A 19415-nucleotide genomic window follows, 5' to 3' on the forward strand; every position below is an offset into this window, starting at 1 on the left:
ACAAGCTAGATTTCAATATTAAATTACAATACAGCAAAAATGTCAGACTCCTTCATGATCAGGTAATCTACACCTTCAATCTGAATTTCAGTTCCGGCATATTTACCATACAATACTTGGTCGCCTGCTTTTACAGAAGGTTTTTTGCCGTCGCCATCCTCATCAGAAACAGAGATAACAGTTCCTTTTTGTGGTTTTTCTTTGGCGGTGTCAGGGATATATAATCCTGAAGCAGTTTTTTCTTCTGCACGAGCTGGTTCTACAATCACCCGGTTAGATGTTCCAGCAATTGGTTTAATGTTTAATGCCATAACTTTTAATTATTTGATAGTTTTAAATAAGTTAATATTGAAATAGTAAGGTTGATGTTTTTTAGGGAAGTGCCCTGGTTCCTTTACTATCATTTCTTGTGCCAGTACCGAAAAAAGTTCATTTTAAGCCAAAATTTCAGTGTTTGTTAAGATTAATCTGACAACCTGAAGTGAAACTTTGTCACAGAACGAATACTTTGGAAGAATTCAATGCCAAAAAAAAATCCGGTGACAAGTTTGAATCTTATTCACCGGATCTCATTTATGATCTTAATTATTATTTATTAGTTGTGTCAGTTGCCGTTGGAGCTGTATTTGGTATGGCCTGTGGCGTAGCCGGAGCGGCAATAGGAGCAGTACTTTGCTGGCTGGCACGTTCCTGATTTACACTTCTGCCTTGTACTGCCCCTGCATTTTTATCAATAATCATATTAGAACCTAAAGATAAAACTACTAAAGCAATAGCTAAACCCCAGGTTAATTTTTCTAATAAATCACCGGTTCTTTGTACTCCAATTAAGTTGCTGGTACCACCACCAAACTGGCTGGATAAACCACCTCCTTTAGAGTTTTGCGAAAGCACTACTAAAATTAGCAGTACACATACAAAAAGAATTATACTGATAAGGGCAATGTACATGTTAAGTCAGTTTTTGTAATTTTTCAATTTGAGATGCAAAGTAAGGCTTTTTTTCCGGAATTCTCAATATAAGTTGCTCATATATTTTTATGGCTTTCTTATACTTACCCTGTTGTGCCATTATGTTAGCTAGGGTTTCGGATGCCATAGGTTTCTTGATGCGGGTACTCTTAGAAGAAAGGTCCTCCTGAACTTCCTGTTTTATCCGCATATTATTCATAGATTTTATTTTAGGGTTCAGTTTCAGGAACTGATCTATGATATCCAGTTGGCTGGTTAAAATACTTTCCGGTTGTGGCTCATAAATTTCCATTTCATGGTGCTTGCTGTATTCCAACAACAGCTCCGGATGGAAAGAATAAGGTCTTATTGTAGTTAAATCATTTTTTACCGATAATGATTCTCCTAATCGGCTTGAGTCCATCCAGTAACCTAAATCATTGGAATCAAAAACTTTATAAATTATTTCTTCTTTATAAGCTTCCTGCTTAGGCTGTTCCAGGACAAGCGTTTCTTCTGCAACCGGGGTTGGTATTAAACCTTCCGTTGAGCTAGGTAAAGTAACAGGTTCAGTGGGTATTTCTACTTCTGCATCTAAAGGAACGGGCAGGGGGGGAAGTACAGTTTCTGGTTGAGTCGGCGCAACTACTGCTATTTCAGAAACCGGTTCAACGGTATCTTCCTCAGCTTTTATTAACTCCAGTTCTCCGCCCGAATTTATTGTAAGGGTGCTGATAAAATCTGTAACGGATTCCTGCAACGGAGCAGCTGCGGCTAAATGCTCTACAACGAATAAACTATCTTCATCTTCAAAAGCTGAATTATCCGTTAAAATATTAGCCGGAACAGATTCAGGTTCCTGTAATTCCTGAATAGGTTCTTGGACTTCCTGATTTAGTTCTTCTGATTCAGTAGATGCAGGTTCTTCGTTTACAAGTAATTTAGGTAATTCTTCATTTACAGGTAATTCAGAAGTAGGCTCTTCATTTAAAAGTACCACTTCTGTTGGTACCTCAGCAATATCTGAATTTTGGGAAAAAGCCTCCACTAATTCAATAGTAGTTGGCATAGATACTTCTTCCGGTTCCGTTGTTAATATAGGCTCCGGAGTAGCAATTGGTTCCAGAACCAAATTGGTGTCGGCAGTATTTATGAGCCTTTTTAAAAGTTGCCGATTGGTGGCACAGGCTGCAGCACGTCGTATCCGCTGATTAGACAACATGCTGCCTTGGTCATAAGCTGCTTTTGCCAATAATAAATGGGCTGTTTGGCAGTAAGGAAAGCTAGAAACCAATTTCTCCAGTTCAACTACTTCTTGTTCAGAAATAGACGAAACGTGGTGCAGCACATCTAAAAAAGCAGATTTATTCATCGCTGCAAGTTACAATAATTTGCGCTTATTTCAGCGCTCAAAAGTTACTTTTGATGTGGTTCGCTGATTACCAGTTTGCTAAAGATTTATTAAAAACATCTTGTACCACCCGCTCCACAATTCCTTGTATAGAACGATCATCTAATTGCATTATATTAGACGATTGCGGAAAGTCCTGGAAACTAGAAAAGGTTTGTTCGAAATCTTGTTTAGAATCTTTGTTATTTATATAGTGTACCTTTACACTTATAGTTAAGCGGTTTTGCCCAGCAATATCCCTGCCATCTACTTTCTGAATGGCCGCCGGACTAACATTATACGATAATATCTGGCCCTCTAATTCAACATCACCGCCGGTTGGAAGTAATTTCAAGTTGGTATTGCGCTGAAAATAAGTTCTAAATTGTTCGCTAACCAGGTTGGTTAAGAAAGCAGGACCTTGACCGGAATTATTTTCAAAGTTCCGGATGGTCATGGTCTTTATGCTTGGATCTATGTTGGTGCCTGTAAAAGAATAAGTAATACAGCCGGGAAGAAATAACAGGGTAAATAAACTAATAAGCAGCAGCTGCTTATAATTCTTCAATATCATATTGTTTTAATTTTCTATATAAAGTCCTTTCGGAAATACCTAAGTCCTGAGCCGCGTATTTACGTTTATTATTATGCTTTTTCAAGGCCTTCAAAATCAGTTCTTTCTCTTTGCTTTCAAGCGAAAGAACCTCATCTTCTGTTTCGTGCGGAATATCTTCAACCTTTTGGGCATCATAATCCTGCGAATCTTTTACAGACAGAATAAAATTTTCCTTTGGTTCCGGATGGGGGGTATGAAAGTTACGGGGTTCGTAATTATTCAGATTTTCAAAAAGGTGCCCATGTTCTTTCAGGAAGTCGTCGTTTTCCTGGTGGTGTTGCGGATTGATCAAATCAAAAACCAATTTTTTTAATTCATTCATATCCTGCTTCATGTCAAAGAGCACCTTGTATAATAAATCCCGCTCTGAAAAATTTTTATCCATGCCCTTGTCGCTTGCCCCCAGTAACATTGGTAAGCGACTAGTTTGTTCTTGGGGCAAATACGTCCGCAGCTTTTCCGCATCTATTTCCCGACTCTCATATTCTAAAACGGAAATTTGCTCTACAATATTTTTAAGTTGCCGAATATTTCCTGGAAATCGGAAACGCAATAATTCAGAAATTGCTTCGGGAGTTAGCGTAATAGGTTTTACTTTATATTTTTCTGAAAAATCAGCTGCAAATTTTCTAAACAAAAGATAAATATCGTCGCCCCGTTCCCGTAATGGCGGCACGCTAATAGGCACTGTATTTAAGCGGTAATACAAATCTTCCCGAAAAGCTCCTTCCTGAACCGCATTAAGTAAATTTACGTTAGTGGCCGCTACTACCCGTACGTCTGTTTTTTGTACTTTAGAAGAACCTACTTTTATAAATTCACCGTTTTCTAATACACGTAAAAGTCTGGCTTGGGTCCCCAGCGGCATTTCACCAATTTCATCCAGAAAAATAGTACCACCGTTGGTTACCTCAAAGTAACCTTTGCGCAAATCAGTAGCGCCGGTAAAGGCCCCTTTTTCATGACCAAATAATTCAGAATCAATGGTGCCTTCGGGAATGGCGCCACAGTTTATAGCAATAAATTGTCCGTGTTTTCTGGGGCTCAGGTGATGAATAATTTTAGAAAAAGATTCTTTACCACTACCACTTTCACCAGTTATTAAAACGGTCATATCAGTAGGGGCCACCTGAACAGCTACCTGAATGGCATAATTCAGCAAAGGAGAATTGCCAATAATGCCAAATCGTTGTTTTATGCTTTGTATTTCTGATTGATTCATTCAGTTATTGTTCATAGTCCATGGTCCACAATCCATAGATTTTATTTTATTAAATAAAACACTTATTAGGAAGCTTTAGCCTTAAGGTTTCCCGATAACCACCTAGAATAATTTCCAAGTGTTTATCGCTGCGGATAGTGGACTAAAGAACAGGCTCTCCAATTAAGGTACCTACCGAGCAAGAAGTAATCCGGACGTTCGCGTAATCGCCTTTTTTAAAATTGCCTTTCGGAAATACCACAACTTTGTTCTGGTCATTGCGGCCGCTTAGCTGTTCCTCGGATTTTTTGGAAGGCCCTTCAACTAAAACCTTATGCACCTGGCCAATAGTTAATAAATTTCGTTTATAAGATATTTCCCGTTGTTTGTCTATAATTTCCTGCAGACGACGTTTTTTAACTTCCAGCGGGATATCATCTTCAAATTTACGAGCGGCTAAGGTACCCGGACGTTCTGAATAGAAGAACATATAAGAGTAATCGTATTGCACGTAATCCATCAACGACAAAGTATCCTGATGTTCTTCATCTGTTTCAGTACAGAATCCGGCAATCATATCAGAAGAAATGCCACAATCTTCTCCTAAAATCCGACGAATGGCATCCACGCGGTTTACATACCAATCACGGTCATAGGTCCGGTTCATTAATTCCAACACCCGGGAGTTACCGCTTTGTACTGGTAAATGAATGTATTTACAAATGTTTTCGTATTTCTTTATCGTGTATAATACCTCATCGGTAATATCCTTCGGGTGAGAAGTAGAGAACCGAACCCGTAAATCAGGACTAACCAGGGCAACACGTTCCAGCAACCCGGCAAAGTTCACATATTCCTTACCATCCTCAGACGTCCATTTATAAGAATCTACGTTCTGACCCAGTAAGGTTACTTCTTTGTAGCCTTTAGCAACTAAATCCTGGGCTTCGGCTAAAATAGAATGAGGATCGCGGCTTCTTTCTCGTCCCCGGGTAAATGGTACCACGCAAAAAGAACACATGTTATCGCAACCCCGCATAATAGAAATAAAAGCACTTACGCCATTGGAGTTTAAGCGAATAGGAGTTATATCGGCATAGGTTTCTTCCCGTGATAACAGCACATTTACTGCCTTATCGCCATCATCTACTTTGCTGATAAGGTTAGGCAAATCCCGGTAAGCATCAGGACCAACAACTAAATCTACCAGTTTTTCTTCTTCCAGAAACTTAGATTTTAAACGTTCGGCCATACAGCCCAGCACGCCAACAATCAGTTCGGGATTGGTTTTCTTAAGGGAGTTAATTTGTGATAACCGCATCCGTACTGTCTGTTCGGCCTTTTCCCGGATGGAACAGGTATTCAGGAATACCACATCAGCTTTATTTAAGTCAGAAGTGGTGTCAAATCCTTCTTTAAGAAGAATAGAAGAAACTATCTCGCTATCGGAGAAATTCATTTGGCAACCGTAGCTTTCAATATACAGCTTGCGGGTATTTCCTGTACTAGTTTCAGGGCTTACCTTGGTTTCACAAGCGGCTTGTTCAGCAGAGCGGTTATCTATAAAATCTATATCAGTTAAAAGCGTATCCATGGCATTCAAAATCAGGTTGCAAATATACAAAGTTTACCTGAAAATGACAGAATGGCAGGGAAATATTCTGAGAAAGAGAAGAGTTGCTTCTAGTTATAAAAGGTTTAACTTAATTAGTTAAAGCCTGTAACACCTGCATCATGGCTTTCGCTTTTAGTAAGCATTCTTCGTATTCCTGCTCTGGTACCGAGTCGTAGGTAATTGCGCTGCCCACCATGAATGATAAATATCTGTTTGTGGCATTGTATTGTAAACTTCTTATTACCACATTAAAATCAAAATCGCCATTTCCCTTTATGTACCCAAAGCTACCTGAAAACATGCCTCTTCTGGAAGCTTCATGTTCTTCTATTAATTGCATGGCTCTGATTTTTGGCGCTCCGGTCATACTTCCCATGGGAAAAGCATTTTTAATGGCTGCGGCAAAATTTATTTCTGGCTTAAGTTTTCCGGAAACAGTGGTTATCATTTGAAAAACATGTTGAAAGCTATAGATGCCAAACATTTCTTCCACTTTAACAGATCCAATCTGACATGATTTACTTAAGTCATTCCGAACCAAGTCCATGATCATCATGTTCTCCCCAATTTCTTTTTCATTGTTGCGCAGTTGGGATTTTAAAAAAGCATCTTCTTCTTTATTTTGTCCCCGGCGGATGGTGCCTTTTATGGGTTGTGAAATAAGTTTATCTCCTTCTTTTTTTAAAAACCTTTCGGGTGAGGCGCAAAGCAAATAAGTTTCATTTAACTTAAAATAACCAGCAAAGGGCATGGGGGAGGCTAGGTTAAGTTTTTGAAAGAGCAGTAAGGGATGAAGCAAAACATTTTCGGCAAAAAACTCGATGCAGTAGTTCATCTCGTAAATCTCGCCTTCTTCAATGTTTTTTCTGATGGCTTCTACTGTTTTAAGGTAAGTTGATTTGTCTACTTTATGTTGAACCTGAATACCAAATGGTTTCTGCTCTTCTATTTGTTCTGTATTAATTACCTGCTTTATTATTTCCTGGTGATTTTCCTGGGTAGAGGTAAGGGTAAACCCACTTTCATGGAAGTTTATATAAATAGTAGGTTTAAAAAAATATGCCAGAGGAAACTGAATTTTATCCGAATGGTGACTGGTTAATTTTTCCACCTGGTTCTTAAGATCGTAACTTAGAATACCGCAAAGTAACTCATCAGGTTCTGTATTTAAATTACCTAAACTTTCAAAAGCCTGGTCCTGTTGGATTAAGTTGTCGGAGGAAGAACAAACAGCCAGTAATGGTTCAAATCCCTGATAGTTATAAGCAAGATTATTATTGTTGTAGTAAGCACATACTGGAAACTGATTAGCCCAGGCCAGTGCCTTCTGCCGAAAGGTAGTTGCAGTTAAAGAAATAGACTGAAAAGAAATGTACTGCGCGTACATAAATAATTAATTAGAAAACAGGTTATAGAGCAGCTAACGCTACTTTTGCTTTTGAGTCTAAGCTTCGCTTGTAAGGGTGTTCTTTATAACTCAAAGTCTTTTTAAAATAATATCTTGCTTCATTAATGTTCTTGTTCTCCATAGCCATATAACCTAGTTGTAGTGCTGCATTAGGGGCAAAATAAAATGGTAAATTACCGGTCAAAGTTATCGTTTTAAGAAAGTTTTCTTTTGCCTCCGGGTATTTTTTTAACCCCTGAAAAGTTCTTCCTAATCGGTAAAAGTATTCAATTTTATCTTTATTGTTAGTGGCTCTGGAAGCGTCAAAATTTTTAAGTACAGATTCAGCTTCCTTGTAATAACCACCATCAGCGTGTAAACGGGCTTTGAGTAAGGTGAGATTTATATTATCAGGATTCTTAGCATATTTAAGAGCTATCTGATCTTCTTCTACAAAGTCAGTACCTACCTTTAAAATTGAAGCAACATAGCGGGAGGCATGGCTGTCGTTTAGTAAGGTAGCGGCCAGATACATTTTATAATGAGAATCTTTGAGATAGTGCTTTCCCTGATAATTTTTAATAAAATATTGGTTTTCTTGAATGGACTGGAAATAGTTGCCTTTAAATAAGTACATATCGGCCGCCATGTGGTGCATATAATCAATAGCCAAATATTCTTTACCGGCAGGGCGTTTCTGGAATAACGTTAATGCCTCATCGCACTTTTTATTTTTCTGGAGAACGCCTAGAGCTACAAATGAAAAAAGAAGATTATCTGGGTGCTGTGTTGCTAGTTGTTGAAAAAAAATCACCGATTGATCATCGTTTTGATGAAGCATATCATTTATGAAATGATAAAGAAGTTTGGCCTCCTGCTGAAAAGGCTGGTTGGTTTCGGCAGCTTTGGTAATAAAATTTATTCCTGTTTTTACATTGGCATTCATTCCTAATAAAGATAATAGCCAGTTATAAGATTCAGGAATAGAGCCAATAACAAAATGAAGTAAACCTAACGATTTCTGGTTTGGGTAAAAGTTCGGGTATAGCCGCTGGTTTTCCTGGAGCAATAAAAATGCTTGTCTGATGTTCCAGGCAGCTTTTAATTCATCATCAAAAAAGAACTGGCATAAGGCAATCTGTATTTTAATTTCAGCCTGAGCAAACATTTTGTAGGGTGTTTTTTCCTCACTTTTCTTTATTTGCTCGAACCGTTTTTCCTGTGCTTTTATACTGGTTATGTATTTGTTGGCATCCTGGGTAATAATTAGTTGCAAAAAATCAGGGTAATTGGCTACCAGAATGGCGGCTAAGTTAGTAGGATTCTGAGCGAGTTGCTGCTGAATAATCCGGCGGCCGGAATCAATCTTTAACTTAAAAATTTCGGAATAGGCGGCTGCTACCTGTGGATTGAATTCAGTTTCCGCCTGCAGGGTTGGTACCTGTATAAAGGATAAAAAAAATAAAAACAAAAAAAAAGGATGGGCTTTTGCCATCCTTTTCCTTAAATATATAAAGCTAATTGCTTTAAAATTCATTTAGGCTACTTTTTGTTCAACATCAGCGAAAATACGACCACAATGCTCGCAAACAATAATTTTCTTATGCGAAGCAATGTCTGATTGGCGTTGAGGCGGTACTGTATTAAAGCAACCACCACAAGCATCACGTTTTACGGCTACTACGGCTAAACCATTACGTACGTTTTGACGAATCCGGGAATAAGCACTAAGTAAACGATCTTCAATTGCTTTAGAAGCTGCCTCGCGTTCTGCTAATAATTGTCTTTCTTCTTCTTCGCTTTCTGATACAATAACCTGTAGCTCACCATTTTTAGAGTCTAAATCTTTACGACGCTCTTCCAGCTTTTGCTTGGTGCCGGCAATGTCGTTGTTTTTTTGCTCTATCTGATAATAAGCTTCTTTAATCTTTTTCTCAGAGATTTGTATTTCCAGCCGTTGCAGTTCTATTTCTTTAGTAATGGCATCGTACTCGCGGTTATTTCTAACGTTCGATTGCTGGTCTTCGTATTTCCGGATCAGGTTTTCAGAATCCTTGATAGCTTGTTTGCGGGCAGCAATCGTGTCATTTAAGCCCTGAATCTCTTCGTCGAATTTGTTTACCCGTACTTCGTATCCGGCTATTTCATCTTCCAGATCCCGAACTTCTTCAGGTAAATCGCCCCGAACTCTTCTAATTTCATCAAGCTGAGAATCAATTTGCTGAAGCCGCATTAGGGCTTCCAGTTTGCTAGCAACGGTACTTTCCATGTAGTGCTTTAAGTGTATCTGACTGGATTGGTATTGACTTTGGATTTTAAGACTGCAAAATTAGAAAAATTTTTCAGAATAGTATCATAAAAAATTTCCTTTGTAAAAACTTCGCTTTCATAATGGCCAATATCTGCTATTACCAGCTTGCCTTCAGTCAGAAAGAAGTCATGATATTTTAAATCTGCTGTAATAAAAACATCCGCCTGCTGCCTCAGCGCTTCTTTTATTAAAAAGCTTCCGGCACCTCCGCAAACAGCCACTTTTTGTATAGGTTTATTTAAAAAATCTGTATGCCTGATTACATTCAGCTGCATTTTATTTTTTAGATGTGAAATAAAAGCCGCCGCTTCTAAAGGTTCAGGTAATAAGCCAATCATGCCGGCACCAAGTTCCTGGTTTGTATTCTCTAACCGGTACACATCATAGGCAACTTCTTCGTAAGGGTGCGCTTTTAGAAGAGCCGCCACCACCTTGTCTTTCAGGTGCGCCGGAAAAATTACTTCCAAACGATCTTCATTTACATATTCCTGCTGATTTATGCCACCAATGTAAGGATTTGCGTTTTCGGAAGGCATGAAACTACCAGTGCCGGTTGCCCTAAAACTGCAGTTTTTATAATTTCCTATTTGTCCGGCACCGGCTTTATGTAAGGCTTGCAATATATTTTCTGTATCGGCAACCGGTGAAAAGGTAACTAGTTTAAGTAAATTACCAGCTTTTTTTTCTAAAATATTCGTTTCTATTAGGCCAAGCTTTTCGGCTATTTTGGCATTAACGCCCGGTAAAACATTATCTAGATTCGTGTGGCAAGCATAAATAGCTAAATTGTTTTGTATGGCTTTTATAATAACTTGTTCCACTTCATTGCGCCCGGTTAGTTGTTTTAGTGGACGAAAAATTACCGGATGATGCGCAACAATGAGGTTACAGTCATTTTCAAGGGCTTCGTTTAAAACAGCTAAGGTGCAATCCAGAGTTGCCAAAACACCGGTTACGTTCCACTCGGGGTCGCCGGTTTGTAAGCCGGAATTATCGTAACTTTCCTGGTAGGCAAGTGGCGCTAATTGCTGTAAAAAAGAGGTAATTTCTTTTATTTTAATCATAGAATTAAGTTTACCTGCAGGTTAAATAATCGGATGCATAAAATTAATGCTAATTTTGCTTTTGAAAGTATGCTGCATGAATTTTCTAAAATACCCGTTGTTGCCTTTCTCTTTATTATATTCCGGGATAACTTGTACCCGCAATTGGTTATATGATGCGCAGGTGCTGGAATCTTCTTCTTTTCGGGTACCGGTAATTTGTATAGGAAATTTAACTGTGGGCGGAACGGGCAAAACGCCTCATGTAGAGTACCTGGTACAGGTGCTGGCGAAAAAGCAAGTAGCTATTTTGAGCCGCGGGTACAAGCGGCAAACTACCGGCTTTGTTTTGGCCGATGAAACCGCAACTGCTGCCACCATTGGCGATGAGCCTTTTCAATACTATTTAAAATTTTTTGGGGTAACCGTAGCTGTATGTGAAGATCGGGTAAAAGGAATTAATAAACTTTTGCAAATAAAGCCCCATTTAGAGGTTGTTTTACTGGATGATGCTTACCAGCACCGGCCCGTTAAAGCTGGTTTAAATATACTAATAACAGATTATTACCGTTTGTTTTACCAGGATTATGTGCTGCCGGCTGGCCGATTACGTGAAAACAGGTTTGGGGCAAAACGGGCGGATGTCATTTTGGTAAGTAAATGTCCGGAAGGATTACCGGAAAAGGATCAAACAGAAATTACTAACCAGATAAAAAAGTATTGTAAGCCAGATACCCCCGTTTATTTTACCACTTACAGGTACTTAAAGCCAGTTGCTTTTGGTAAAGAGATAGGATTTACTAAGCAGATTGTGCTCATTACCGGCATCGCTCAGCCAGGTCCGTTGTTGCAGTACTTAAAAGAAAATGGGTTTGAGGTAGTTAAACATTTTAGTTTTCCTGATCACCATCGCTATAAACCTGAAGATTTAACAGAAATTATTAATTTTGCGGCCTTAAAAGCCCGGGATGGTTTATGTTTTTTAACAACGCAGAAAGATTGGACCAAATTAAATAGTCTAGAATTCAGAAACCAAGTTAAAGAACTACCATTCTTTTATTTGCCAATAAAAGTTGCATTTCTGGCAGGTCAGGAAGCTTTCAATGCTTTAATAACAAAAGAGGCTAATTAATTAGCCATATAATAATCAAACGCGTGAAGTACTTCCGTTTACTACTTTTATCTTTTGCTTTTCTTTTTGCCCAGGCTTCCTGGGCCCAAATTTTAAATGATTCTACCCAAAGCATCTATGGTACCAAAACTACCCGGATTTTTCATGAAGGAGATTATCTAAGAGGCAATTATACTACCAGCCCCATCGATACGGCTTTAAATAACATGAACCGGACCCGGAACTGGTACGCAGATACTACCTTTCATCAGGATTTAGGAAATATAGGTACGGCTTCCCAACCTATTTTATACCGTTATCCTCAACGAATAGGAGTCCGGCTGGGAAAAAATATTTTTGATCGGTATGTTCCGGACCCATCGCGGATAGATTATTTTGATACCAAATCGCCTTATTCTCATTTATTTTATGTGCAGGGTGCTGTTGGCGAAACAATTTTTGAAGCGAAACACGCCCGGAGTTATAAAAACCTGGCCACCTTTGGTTTTACGTATAGCCGCATTGGGGCCAATAAAAATATCGGATCAATAGGCCGGCGCGACCGCTTAATTGTTAGCCAAAATGTTTCTTTTTTTACCCATATCCAAAGTGCAAATAACCGGTATCACTTGTTCTCCAACATTGCTAATTTTAACCACAAAGAAGCAGAAACCGGAGGAATTCTGGTTCCCGACATCCGAACGCCAGCCGATAGTGTTTTATCAATTGATAATCCGGCAGCCCGCCTAACTACTGCCGCTAACCACGAAAAACGCAGTAGCTTTCACCTGACCCAGTTTTTTAATGTAGCTAAAGAATTTTTAAAAGTTTACCATACTTCTGACTACAGGCGGCAATGGAATAAATATTATGATACTAATTTAAGTAACAGTAACGCTATAGGTTTTATATACCCTTCCTTGGCCCGCGTAGATCCTACTGCTACCAATGATAAAACCATGTATAAGGAGTGGGAGCATACGGTGGGCATAACCGGAAACCATCCCTTATTTTTTTATAAATTTTACGCCAAACGGCGGGATGCCAACATCCGGTTTCAGGTTGATTCTGCCCACATTGAGCGCGAAAGCCTTTACCGGAAATTTGGACAGAGCTTTATTGGCGGCGAAACTCAGTTTAAATTAAAAGATATATTTAATGTAACGGCAACTGCAGAATACCAATTATTTAAGGATTATCTCGCAAATGTATCGGTAAGGGTTAAGTTTCTTACTGTTTCACAGAGCCGCAGCTCTTATTCGCCAACACTTATTCAGCAGTTTTACCGATCTAATCATTATAAATGGGATAGCAATTTTGAGAATATTATTGCGGACAGAACAGCTGCAGCCATTAACGTAAAGTTTTTTCATAATACCCTTAGAGGAGAGGTCGCCAGAATAAATTTACAAAACTATGTGATTTTTAATGAATCAAAGGTGCCCCAGCAATTAGGCGAACAGCAATCGTTTTATACGGCTCTGATGCATCATCACCTCAACATTAAGAATTTTCATTGGGATAATATTGTAAGTTATAATAAACGTACAGATGCCGCTTATATTCGTATTCCGACCTGGGTTGCTAATTCTAAGATATATTATCAGGGGTTCTTATTTAAAAAAGCTTTATTCGGTCAGGTTGGAGTAGAAGGCTATGCGGCTGATAGTTATCGGGCCGATGCTTTTAACCCGGTTACTCAAACATTTTTTCTACAAAATAACTTCCTGGTAAAAACTTATCCGGTAATAGATTTATTTGTTACGGCCGATATTAAATCATTTAATATCTTTTTAAAAATGGCCAATGTAAATCAGGGTTATCCGGCAGAAGGCTATTTTACTACCCCTTATTATACTGCTTTACCCAGAAGTTTCGTATTTGGATTAAAATGGATGTTTTTCGATTAGATACTAACTCGTAATTTAAATTTTTATAAGAACAAATAGAGAATACAGGTGTATTAATAATTAGTTTTTATGTTAAAAGTGCCCAATCATCCAGACCAAGTCAACTTGTAAAATTCAATTTTCTACTGAACCGTGTCAGAACAGAATTTAAATAAGACCATCCTTAAATTAAAGCTACCAACCGATCCGCGCTGGGTAAATATTGCTGAAAAAAATATTGAAGATATCTTGGTTGATCATGCTTATTGTGAGCAGAAAGCAGCGACCTCTGGTATTTCGTTAATTGTAAAATATCCGGACAAAGAGAAGTTAGTTGAGGAAATGACGGCTTTGGTGGCAGAAGAGTGGGGGCACTTTGAGCGGGTATTGGAAGAATTAAAAAAGCGGGGGTTTAGTTTGGGGCGAAACCGGCCTGATGAGTACGTGGTGCAACTATCCAAACATATTAGGAAGGGCGATAAGCGGGAACGTCAGTTAATGGACCATTTATTGATAAATGCGTTAATTGAAGCACGTAGTTGCGAGCGTTTTAAATTACTTTGGAAAAATATTCAGGACGAAGGGTTGCAAAAGTTTTACTATGAGCTGATGGTGTCGGAAGCAGGTCATTTTGTGAGTTTCGTGAAGTTAGCCAAAGAATATATGCCTGTCGAAGTGGTAGATGCTCGTTTACAGGAACTGTTGAAGATAGAAGCCGATATTATAGCTAACTTAGAACACCGTCCGGATAGGATGCACTAACTTTAAGTTAATAAGTTTTAACAAAAAAGGAAGGATTTACTTAATAGTAAATCCTTCCTTTTTTGCACTTAAATAAAAGCTGCTAGTTATTAGGTCTTTTGTTTCTTTTTCTTGGCTGCCGGGAACAATATATTATTCAGAATTAATCGGTAGCCCGGTGAATTAGGGTGTAAAGCCAAATCAGTTGGCTCTTCATCTACCATGTGTTGATAATCTTCGGGATCATGGCCTCCGTAAAAGGTCCAGGTGCCTTTACCTAAGGTGCCGTGCATATACCTTACTTCGTTGGCCGCTTTTGTTTCGCCCATCACAATAACATCCGATTTTATTAGTGGTTTTTTAAAGGCTGTGGTTTGGCCCATAAATCCTTTAACCGTTTTATTGTGGTTTTGGGTTAACATAGTGGGAATAGGATCCCATTTAGCTGAAAATGTAAAAAGCTGAAAAAAGTCATTTTCCGGCGTTATGTTACGTTCAAAGGTTTGGTTATCGATACTGGAAAATTCAATTTCGTAGGGGTTGCGACTTAGTTTAAAATCTTTAAAGGCTAAGGTTTTGCTGTAATCCAGTTTTTGCTGCGCCTGAGGGTCCATGCCATCTCCATCAAAAATGGCATCTACAATATCTACTCCCTGTGCTGCCAAAGCTATATCAAAGGTGTCGGTAGCATTGCACATGGCAAACATAAATCCACCTCCGGCACAAAACTCCTTCATTTTTTGTACCACAGTAGCTTTTAGTTGGGTAACCTTGGTAAAGCCAAATTTTTTAGCCACAGCTTCCGCTTCTTTTACCTGAGCTATGTACCAGGGCGCGTTTCGGTAATGTATGTAAAACTTGCCATATTGGCCGGTAAAATCCTCATGATGCAAATGGAGCCAGTCATATTTAGGCAAATCACCATTCATTACTTCTTCATCAAAAATTACGTCATAGGGTATTTCGGCATAAGTGAGCACCAGCGTTACGGCATCGTCCCAGGGTTGTTTGGCTTTTGGGGAGTATACAGCTATTTTCGGTAATTTCTCCAGCTTCATTATATCCATATTGGCATCCGGATTACTAATCTGGGAAAGGATACCTGAATATTGCGCATCTGAAATGACACTATAACTTATACCTCGAACCACCATTTCATTCTCAAGTTTGGCGTTATGCTGAAAAGCAAAGGTTCCTCCTCTGTAATTCAGAAGCCAGTCTACCTCAACCTGGTTTTTTATGGCCAGATAGGCCACTCCATAAGCTTTTAAATGGTCTTTCTGGGACTCATCCATGGGTATAATTATTTCTGATGCCATTAATTTTACTGACAACAGAGAAAATATGATCAGGGTAAGTAAAGTTCGGATATGCATACTATCAAGCTGGGAGGCTAATTAAACAAACTTTTAAAATGATTCAGAATTACAAAATAAGATTCTACCTTTAACCAGCTGAACCTTGGGTTCTTATAACGGATACTTTTGCGTTAGGTATATAACTTGTTTTAGATAAGTATATAATTTGCTTTAATTTATGATTTTAGTTGAAAATATAAAAGAAGGTCTGCGGTCGATTCAAAGTAATTTACTCAGGACAATTCTTACTGCTTTGATTGTTTCCATTGGCATTATGTCGCTGGTAGGTATTCTAACAGCCGTCGAAAGTATAAAATATTCTATAAACCAAACTTTTTCCAGTTTTGGCGCTAATTCTTTTGATATAGCAGCCAAGGGCCACGGAAACCGGTACCGCCGTGGCGGAAGAGCAGAAAAAATTCACCCACCCATTACGTACCTCCAGGCAAGAAAGTATAAAGACCTGACAGGTGAGCATATGCGGGTAAGTGTAAGTGCGAATATTGGCGGTGCCGCGGTTATTAAATATGCTAATGTTAAAACTAACCCCAATATTAATATTACTGCCGGAGATGAAAATTATCTGATTAACGCTAATTACAATGTGGTGGTGGGCCGACCTTTTTCTGCTTTAGAACATAAAACAGGAGCAAGTGTGGCAATTTTGGGACATGAAGTAGCAGAAAAATTGTTCGCTAATCTAAACCCTATATACAAAAATATATATTTTTTAGGAAAGCGGTATAAAGTGGTAGGTAAGTTAGAAAAAAGCGGTAGCAATATGCGGGGGGGAGGGGCCGACCGAATGGTACTCATTCCGTTGGAAACCGGTAACCAGTTGCCCCGATACGAAGCTTTGACTTATGACATAAAAACGACCATTCTGAATAATAACAATATAAATTACGCCATGGCAGAAGCTACCGGCACTATGCGAAAAGTTCGGCAAGATAAACTTGGGAAGCCGGAGTCCTTTGAGATTAAACGCAGCGATTCCATGCTAAAGTCTTTAAATGATATTTCCGGTTACTTAAAAATAGGCGGAACTTTAGTTGGGTTTATTACTTTATTGGGTGCTTCTATTGGCTTAATGAATATTATGATGGTATCGGTTACGGAGCGGACCCGGGAAATAGGAGTAAGAAAGGCTCTGGGAGCAACCAAAAAACAAATTAGGCAACAATTTATTATTGAAGCTATTGTGGTTTGTATCCTTGGTGGGGTGGTAGGTGTGGTATTAGGAGTAATAATGGGTAATGGAATTGCTAGACTAATAGGTCAGGGAGCCTTTTTTATTCCCTGGTTCTGGATTTTTATAGGGTTAGTAGTATGCATTGCCGTAGGCCTTATTTCCGGATTTTACCCGGCTTACAAAGCCTCAAAATTAGACCCTATCGAGTCGTTGCGTTACGAATAAACATTAGCTTCACTTTAGCATGGACTGGTAAAGTTTTGTAATACCAGTTAACCTTATACCTATTATTAAAAAAAGTATATTAATTAATAATATTATATATAAAACCAAATACATACCTTGCCTCAGGAGTACAGGCAAAATAGGCCTGTTCTATGTATTAGCTACTAATTAACTATTAAATGAAAATATGTTAGAATTATTTGAAAATCCTGGTGTGGTTTGGTTTACGGTAGGGTTGATTTTTCTTCTGGCAGAACTGGCCCTTCCGGGCCTGATTATAATCTTCTTTGGGGTAGGTGCCTGGATAACGGCACTGGTAACTGTTGTATTTGGCTTATCTTTCAATGTACAATTAGTAGTATTTATAGTAGCCTCTATTATCAGTTTATTTTTTCTGAGAAGATTTATCCTTAATAAGAAGCGGAATCAGCCGCAGGCGGGGAAAGAACTAGTAGATGAGTTTATTGGCCACTCCTGCCTGGTAGTGCAAGATATATTGCCTGGTCCGTTTGGCGGAAAGGTTAGTTTCAGGGGTACCACCTGGAATGCCCAGGCCAACGAGGCCATAGGGAGCGGCATTACAGTTAGAATTGTCTCCAAAGAAAGTATTGTTTTATTTGTTGAACCTATTAGCGCCTGATAATCATGAACAGCACCATTATTTTAGTTGGCCTCGCCATTTTTATAATTATCATTTTTTTATCTACTATAAAAGTAGTACCACAGCGGACGGTATTTATTGTAGAGCGGTTAGGGAAATACAATGGTAGCCTGGAAGCAGGCTTTCATATTATTATTCCTTTTATTGATAAAATTACTTACAAGCATACCCTTAAAGAACAAGCCATTGATGTAGCTTCCCAGACGTGTATAACCAGGGATAATATTTTGGTAGAGGTAGATGGCATTCTTTATTTGCAGGTAATAGATCCGCCAAAAGCTTCTTATGGTATTGATAATTACCGATTTGCGGCTATTCAGATTGCCCAAACCACTATGCGGAGTGTAGTAGGAAAGCTGGAACTGGATCGTACATTTGAAGAACGGGAAACCATAAATGCCTCTATTGTAAATGCCGTGGATGTAGCTAGTGATCCCTGGGGAGTTAAAGTTACCCGTTACGAAATAAAAAATATTGTTCCGCCGGCTACCATTCGGGATGCCATGGAAAAACAAATGCGGGCCGAGCGGGAAAAACGGGCCACAATTGCTGAATCGGAAGGGGAGAAGCAGGCAAAAATAAATCGGGCAGAAGGCGAACGGGCCCAAATGATTTCTGTATCTGAGGGGGAGAAACAACGGCGCATAAACGAAGCCGAAGGTCGGGGCGCTGAAATTGAACGGATAGCGTCTGCCACAGCTCAGGGAATCAGGGAAATAGCCATGGCCATAAACGAAGAAGGTGGAATGAAGGCTGTAAACCTACGGGTGGCAGAACAGTATTTAACCGAGTTCGGCAAATTAGCCAAAGTAAATAACAGCATGATCATTCCAACAGACTTAGCCGATATTTCCGGAGTAGTGGGTAGTATAACATCGGTGATGGAACGGATGAAGGAAGAACCAGCTTTTAAACCAGAACGAAAAGGATTGGATAAAGGAAATCGTGGAAATTCAGGCCTGATAGAATCGTAATAGTAATCTAGAGTACAATTAGAAAAGAATTCTGTTAAGTACTACCCTTATGCAGGGCCAATAAACATCCTTTCTGCCATAACTTTTTCAAAATTTATGGGTTAGAAGATAATGTTGGTTTCCTGTAGTTTTAATGAATGCGCTTTATTCAGATTCTATTCTTTTTACTGGTTCTACTTTCTTTCACCAGCCGTGCTCAAAATAATATTAATGTTAAATTTTTTGGCTTGAGTTTGCACCCTAAAGGCGATGTGAATGCCCCACTGATGCCTTTAAATCCAGACAAAAAAGGTTATTTGGTTTTTAACTTAGGCGGCACGGTGAGTTATGAGCATTTTATTAAACCAGATAAATTTTCAGTTAAATTTATTCAAGCATTATATTCTGATTGTGCCGCTCAATTAGGCGGTTTCACCCATTTAGGTGTGCGTTGGGTAATTTTTAATAAAAACAGGCATTCTCTTAACGGTGGTTTTGGTCCTACCTTTGTTTACCGCCGGAACTGGAGTAGTTTAGAAGGATACCAGGATTCCGGATTTTTCAACGGAGCCCCAACAGATAAATGGCAACATAAGTTTATTGGCTATGCCGGGGAGTTTGAATACAACTATAGACTTACAGATAAATACGATTTTTCAACAACATTTATTCCGGGCTATCCCAGTTTAATGAGTTTGTCGTTTGGCATTAGGTATTGGTTGAACAAAGAGCCTAGAAATAAAAGTTAAAATAAAAAAGCCATTTCTTTTA

18 protein-coding genes are annotated in these 19415 nt (G+C 38.8%); 7 read left to right on the top strand and 11 right to left on the bottom strand.

Going from position 1 to position 19415, the window contains the following annotated elements:
• Positions 1-23: 23 nt before the first annotated feature.
• The 10 genes from ADHAQ_RS0118220 to ADHAQ_RS0118270 all read right to left on the bottom strand — a co-directional run bounded on the left by ADHAQ_RS0118220 (position 24) and on the right by ADHAQ_RS0118270 (position 10535).
• The gene (locus tag ADHAQ_RS0118220; protein WP_026464168.1) at positions 24-311 is read right to left on the bottom strand and encodes a co-chaperone GroES; all 288 of its coding nucleotides are present in this window, start codon (positions 309-311) and stop codon (positions 24-26) included.
• 277 nt (positions 312-588) lie between these two features.
• Positions 589-951 carry a preprotein translocase subunit SecG gene (secG, locus tag ADHAQ_RS0118225; RefSeq protein ID WP_026464169.1) on the bottom strand — a complete coding sequence of 121 codons (363 nt, stop codon included), beginning with the start codon at positions 949-951 and terminating at the stop codon, positions 589-591.
• A gap of 1 nt (position 952) precedes the next feature.
• Entirely contained in the window at positions 953-2323 is a 1371-nt protein-coding gene (locus tag ADHAQ_RS0118230) for a hypothetical protein (protein ID WP_026464170.1), read from the bottom strand.
• 67 nt (positions 2324-2390) lie between these two features.
• Entirely contained in the window at positions 2391-2915 is a 525-nt protein-coding gene (locus tag ADHAQ_RS0118235; RefSeq protein WP_026464171.1) for an LptE family protein, read from the bottom strand.
• Complete coding sequence (locus tag ADHAQ_RS0118240; RefSeq protein WP_026464172.1) at positions 2896-4179, bottom strand: sigma-54 interaction domain-containing protein; 1284 nt, start codon at positions 4177-4179, stop codon at positions 2896-2898. The genes ADHAQ_RS0118235 and ADHAQ_RS0118240 overlap by 20 nt, the downstream gene beginning before the upstream one ends.
• 142 nt (positions 4180-4321) lie before the next feature.
• Positions 4322-5752, bottom strand: coding sequence for a tRNA (N6-isopentenyl adenosine(37)-C2)-methylthiotransferase MiaB (gene miaB, locus ADHAQ_RS0118245; protein ID WP_026464173.1), 1431 nt, complete (start codon positions 5750-5752; stop codon positions 4322-4324).
• A gap of 109 nt (positions 5753-5861) precedes the next feature.
• Entirely contained in the window at positions 5862-7160 is a 1299-nt protein-coding gene (locus ADHAQ_RS0118255) for an anthranilate synthase component I family protein (protein ID WP_051360014.1), read from the bottom strand.
• A 22-nt stretch (positions 7161-7182) separates the two neighbouring features.
• A complete protein-coding gene (locus ADHAQ_RS0118260; protein ID WP_026464175.1) occupies positions 7183-8655 on the bottom strand; it encodes a tetratricopeptide repeat protein in 1473 nt (490 codons plus the stop codon).
• A 42-nt stretch (positions 8656-8697) separates the two neighbouring features.
• A complete protein-coding gene (locus ADHAQ_RS0118265; RefSeq protein WP_026464176.1) occupies positions 8698-9429 on the bottom strand; it encodes a zinc ribbon domain-containing protein in 732 nt (243 codons plus the stop codon).
• An 8-nt stretch (positions 9430-9437) separates the two neighbouring features.
• Entirely contained in the window at positions 9438-10535 is a 1098-nt protein-coding gene (locus tag ADHAQ_RS0118270; protein WP_026464177.1) for a Nif3-like dinuclear metal center hexameric protein, read from the bottom strand.
• A gap of 76 nt (positions 10536-10611) precedes the next feature.
• Here ADHAQ_RS0118270 and lpxK point away from each other — a divergent pair, with 76 nt between their 5' ends.
• The 3 genes from lpxK (at position 10612) to ADHAQ_RS0118285 (ending at position 14276) form a co-directional block, all read left to right on the top strand.
• On the top strand, positions 10612-11646 hold the full coding sequence (gene lpxK, locus ADHAQ_RS0118275) for a tetraacyldisaccharide 4'-kinase (RefSeq protein ID WP_026464178.1): 1035 nt from the start codon (positions 10612-10614) through the stop codon (positions 11644-11646).
• A gap of 23 nt (positions 11647-11669) precedes the next feature.
• Positions 11670-13535 carry a putative porin gene (locus tag ADHAQ_RS0118280; protein WP_026464179.1) on the top strand — a complete coding sequence of 622 codons (1866 nt, stop codon included), beginning with the start codon at positions 11670-11672 and terminating at the stop codon, positions 13533-13535.
• Positions 13536-13667: 132 nt separating this feature from the next.
• Positions 13668-14276, top strand: a complete 609-nt coding sequence (locus ADHAQ_RS0118285) for a MiaE family protein (protein ID WP_245590635.1) — start codon at positions 13668-13670, stop codon at positions 14274-14276.
• Positions 14277-14365: 89 nt separating this feature from the next.
• Here the strand turns inward: ADHAQ_RS0118285 and ADHAQ_RS0118290 are convergent, their stop codons facing one another.
• Complete coding sequence (locus tag ADHAQ_RS0118290) at positions 14366-15574, bottom strand: asparagine synthetase B (protein ID WP_245590636.1); 1209 nt, start codon at positions 15572-15574, stop codon at positions 14366-14368.
• 217 nt (positions 15575-15791) lie between these two features.
• Here ADHAQ_RS0118290 and ADHAQ_RS0118295 point away from each other — a divergent pair, with 217 nt between their 5' ends.
• The 4 genes from ADHAQ_RS0118295 to ADHAQ_RS0118310 all read left to right on the top strand — a co-directional run bounded on the left by ADHAQ_RS0118295 (position 15792) and on the right by ADHAQ_RS0118310 (position 19393).
• Positions 15792-17030 carry an ABC transporter permease gene (locus tag ADHAQ_RS0118295; RefSeq protein WP_026464182.1) on the top strand — a complete coding sequence of 413 codons (1239 nt, stop codon included), beginning with the start codon at positions 15792-15794 and terminating at the stop codon, positions 17028-17030.
• Between the two features lie 187 nt (positions 17031-17217).
• Entirely contained in the window at positions 17218-17670 is a 453-nt protein-coding gene (locus ADHAQ_RS26205; protein WP_051360016.1) for an NfeD family protein, read from the top strand.
• A gap of 5 nt (positions 17671-17675) precedes the next feature.
• Positions 17676-18665, top strand: coding sequence for an SPFH domain-containing protein (locus ADHAQ_RS26210; protein ID WP_084523897.1), 990 nt, complete (start codon positions 17676-17678; stop codon positions 18663-18665).
• 137 nt (positions 18666-18802) lie between these two features.
• Positions 18803-19393 (top strand): hypothetical protein, encoded by a 591-nt coding sequence (locus tag ADHAQ_RS0118310; protein ID WP_026464183.1) that lies wholly within the window; start codon positions 18803-18805, stop codon positions 19391-19393.
• Positions 19394-19415: the final 22 nt, after the last annotated feature.

It is taken from the genome of Adhaeribacter aquaticus DSM 16391 (genome assembly GCF_000473365.1).
GTDB lineage: Bacteria > Bacteroidota > Bacteroidia > Cytophagales > Hymenobacteraceae > Adhaeribacter > Adhaeribacter aquaticus.

Bases quoted from the DNA above. Each gene is read 5' to 3' on its own strand.
- ADHAQ_RS0118220 (WP_026464168.1), bottom strand. From the start codon at position 311: ATGGCATTAAACATTAAACCAATTGCTGGAACATCTAACCGGGTGATT.
- ADHAQ_RS0118235 (WP_026464171.1), bottom strand. From the start codon at position 2,915: ATGATATTGAAGAATTATAAGCAGCTGCTGCTTATTAGTTTATTTACC.
- ADHAQ_RS0118290 (WP_245590636.1), bottom strand. From the start codon at position 15,574: ATGGCATCAGAAATAATTATACCCATGGATGAGTCCCAGAAAGACCAT.
- ADHAQ_RS0118260 (WP_026464175.1), bottom strand. From the start codon at position 8,655: ATGGCAAAAGCCCATCCTTTTTTTTTGTTTTTATTTTTTTTATCCTTT.
- ADHAQ_RS0118240 (WP_026464172.1), bottom strand. From the start codon at position 4,179: ATGAATCAATCAGAAATACAAAGCATAAAACAACGATTTGGCATTATT.
- ADHAQ_RS0118295 (WP_026464182.1), top strand. From the start codon at position 15,792: ATGATTTTAGTTGAAAATATAAAAGAAGGTCTGCGGTCGATTCAAAGT.
- ADHAQ_RS26205 (WP_051360016.1), top strand. From the start codon at position 17,218: ATGTTAGAATTATTTGAAAATCCTGGTGTGGTTTGGTTTACGGTAGGG.
- ADHAQ_RS0118255 (WP_051360014.1), bottom strand. From the start codon at position 7,160: ATGTACGCGCAGTACATTTCTTTTCAGTCTATTTCTTTAACTGCAACT.
- secG (WP_026464169.1), bottom strand. From the start codon at position 951: ATGTACATTGCCCTTATCAGTATAATTCTTTTTGTATGTGTACTGCTA.
- ADHAQ_RS0118265 (WP_026464176.1), bottom strand. From the start codon at position 9,429: ATGGAAAGTACCGTTGCTAGCAAACTGGAAGCCCTAATGCGGCTTCAG.
- ADHAQ_RS0118230 (WP_026464170.1), bottom strand. From the start codon at position 2,323: ATGAATAAATCTGCTTTTTTAGATGTGCTGCACCACGTTTCGTCTATT.
- ADHAQ_RS0118310 (WP_026464183.1), top strand. From the start codon at position 18,803: ATGCGCTTTATTCAGATTCTATTCTTTTTACTGGTTCTACTTTCTTTC.
- lpxK (WP_026464178.1), top strand. From the start codon at position 10,612: ATGAATTTTCTAAAATACCCGTTGTTGCCTTTCTCTTTATTATATTCC.
- ADHAQ_RS0118270 (WP_026464177.1), bottom strand. From the start codon at position 10,535: ATGATTAAAATAAAAGAAATTACCTCTTTTTTACAGCAATTAGCGCCA.
- miaB (WP_026464173.1), bottom strand. From the start codon at position 5,752: ATGGATACGCTTTTAACTGATATAGATTTTATAGATAACCGCTCTGCT.
- ADHAQ_RS26210 (WP_084523897.1), top strand. From the start codon at position 17,676: ATGAACAGCACCATTATTTTAGTTGGCCTCGCCATTTTTATAATTATC.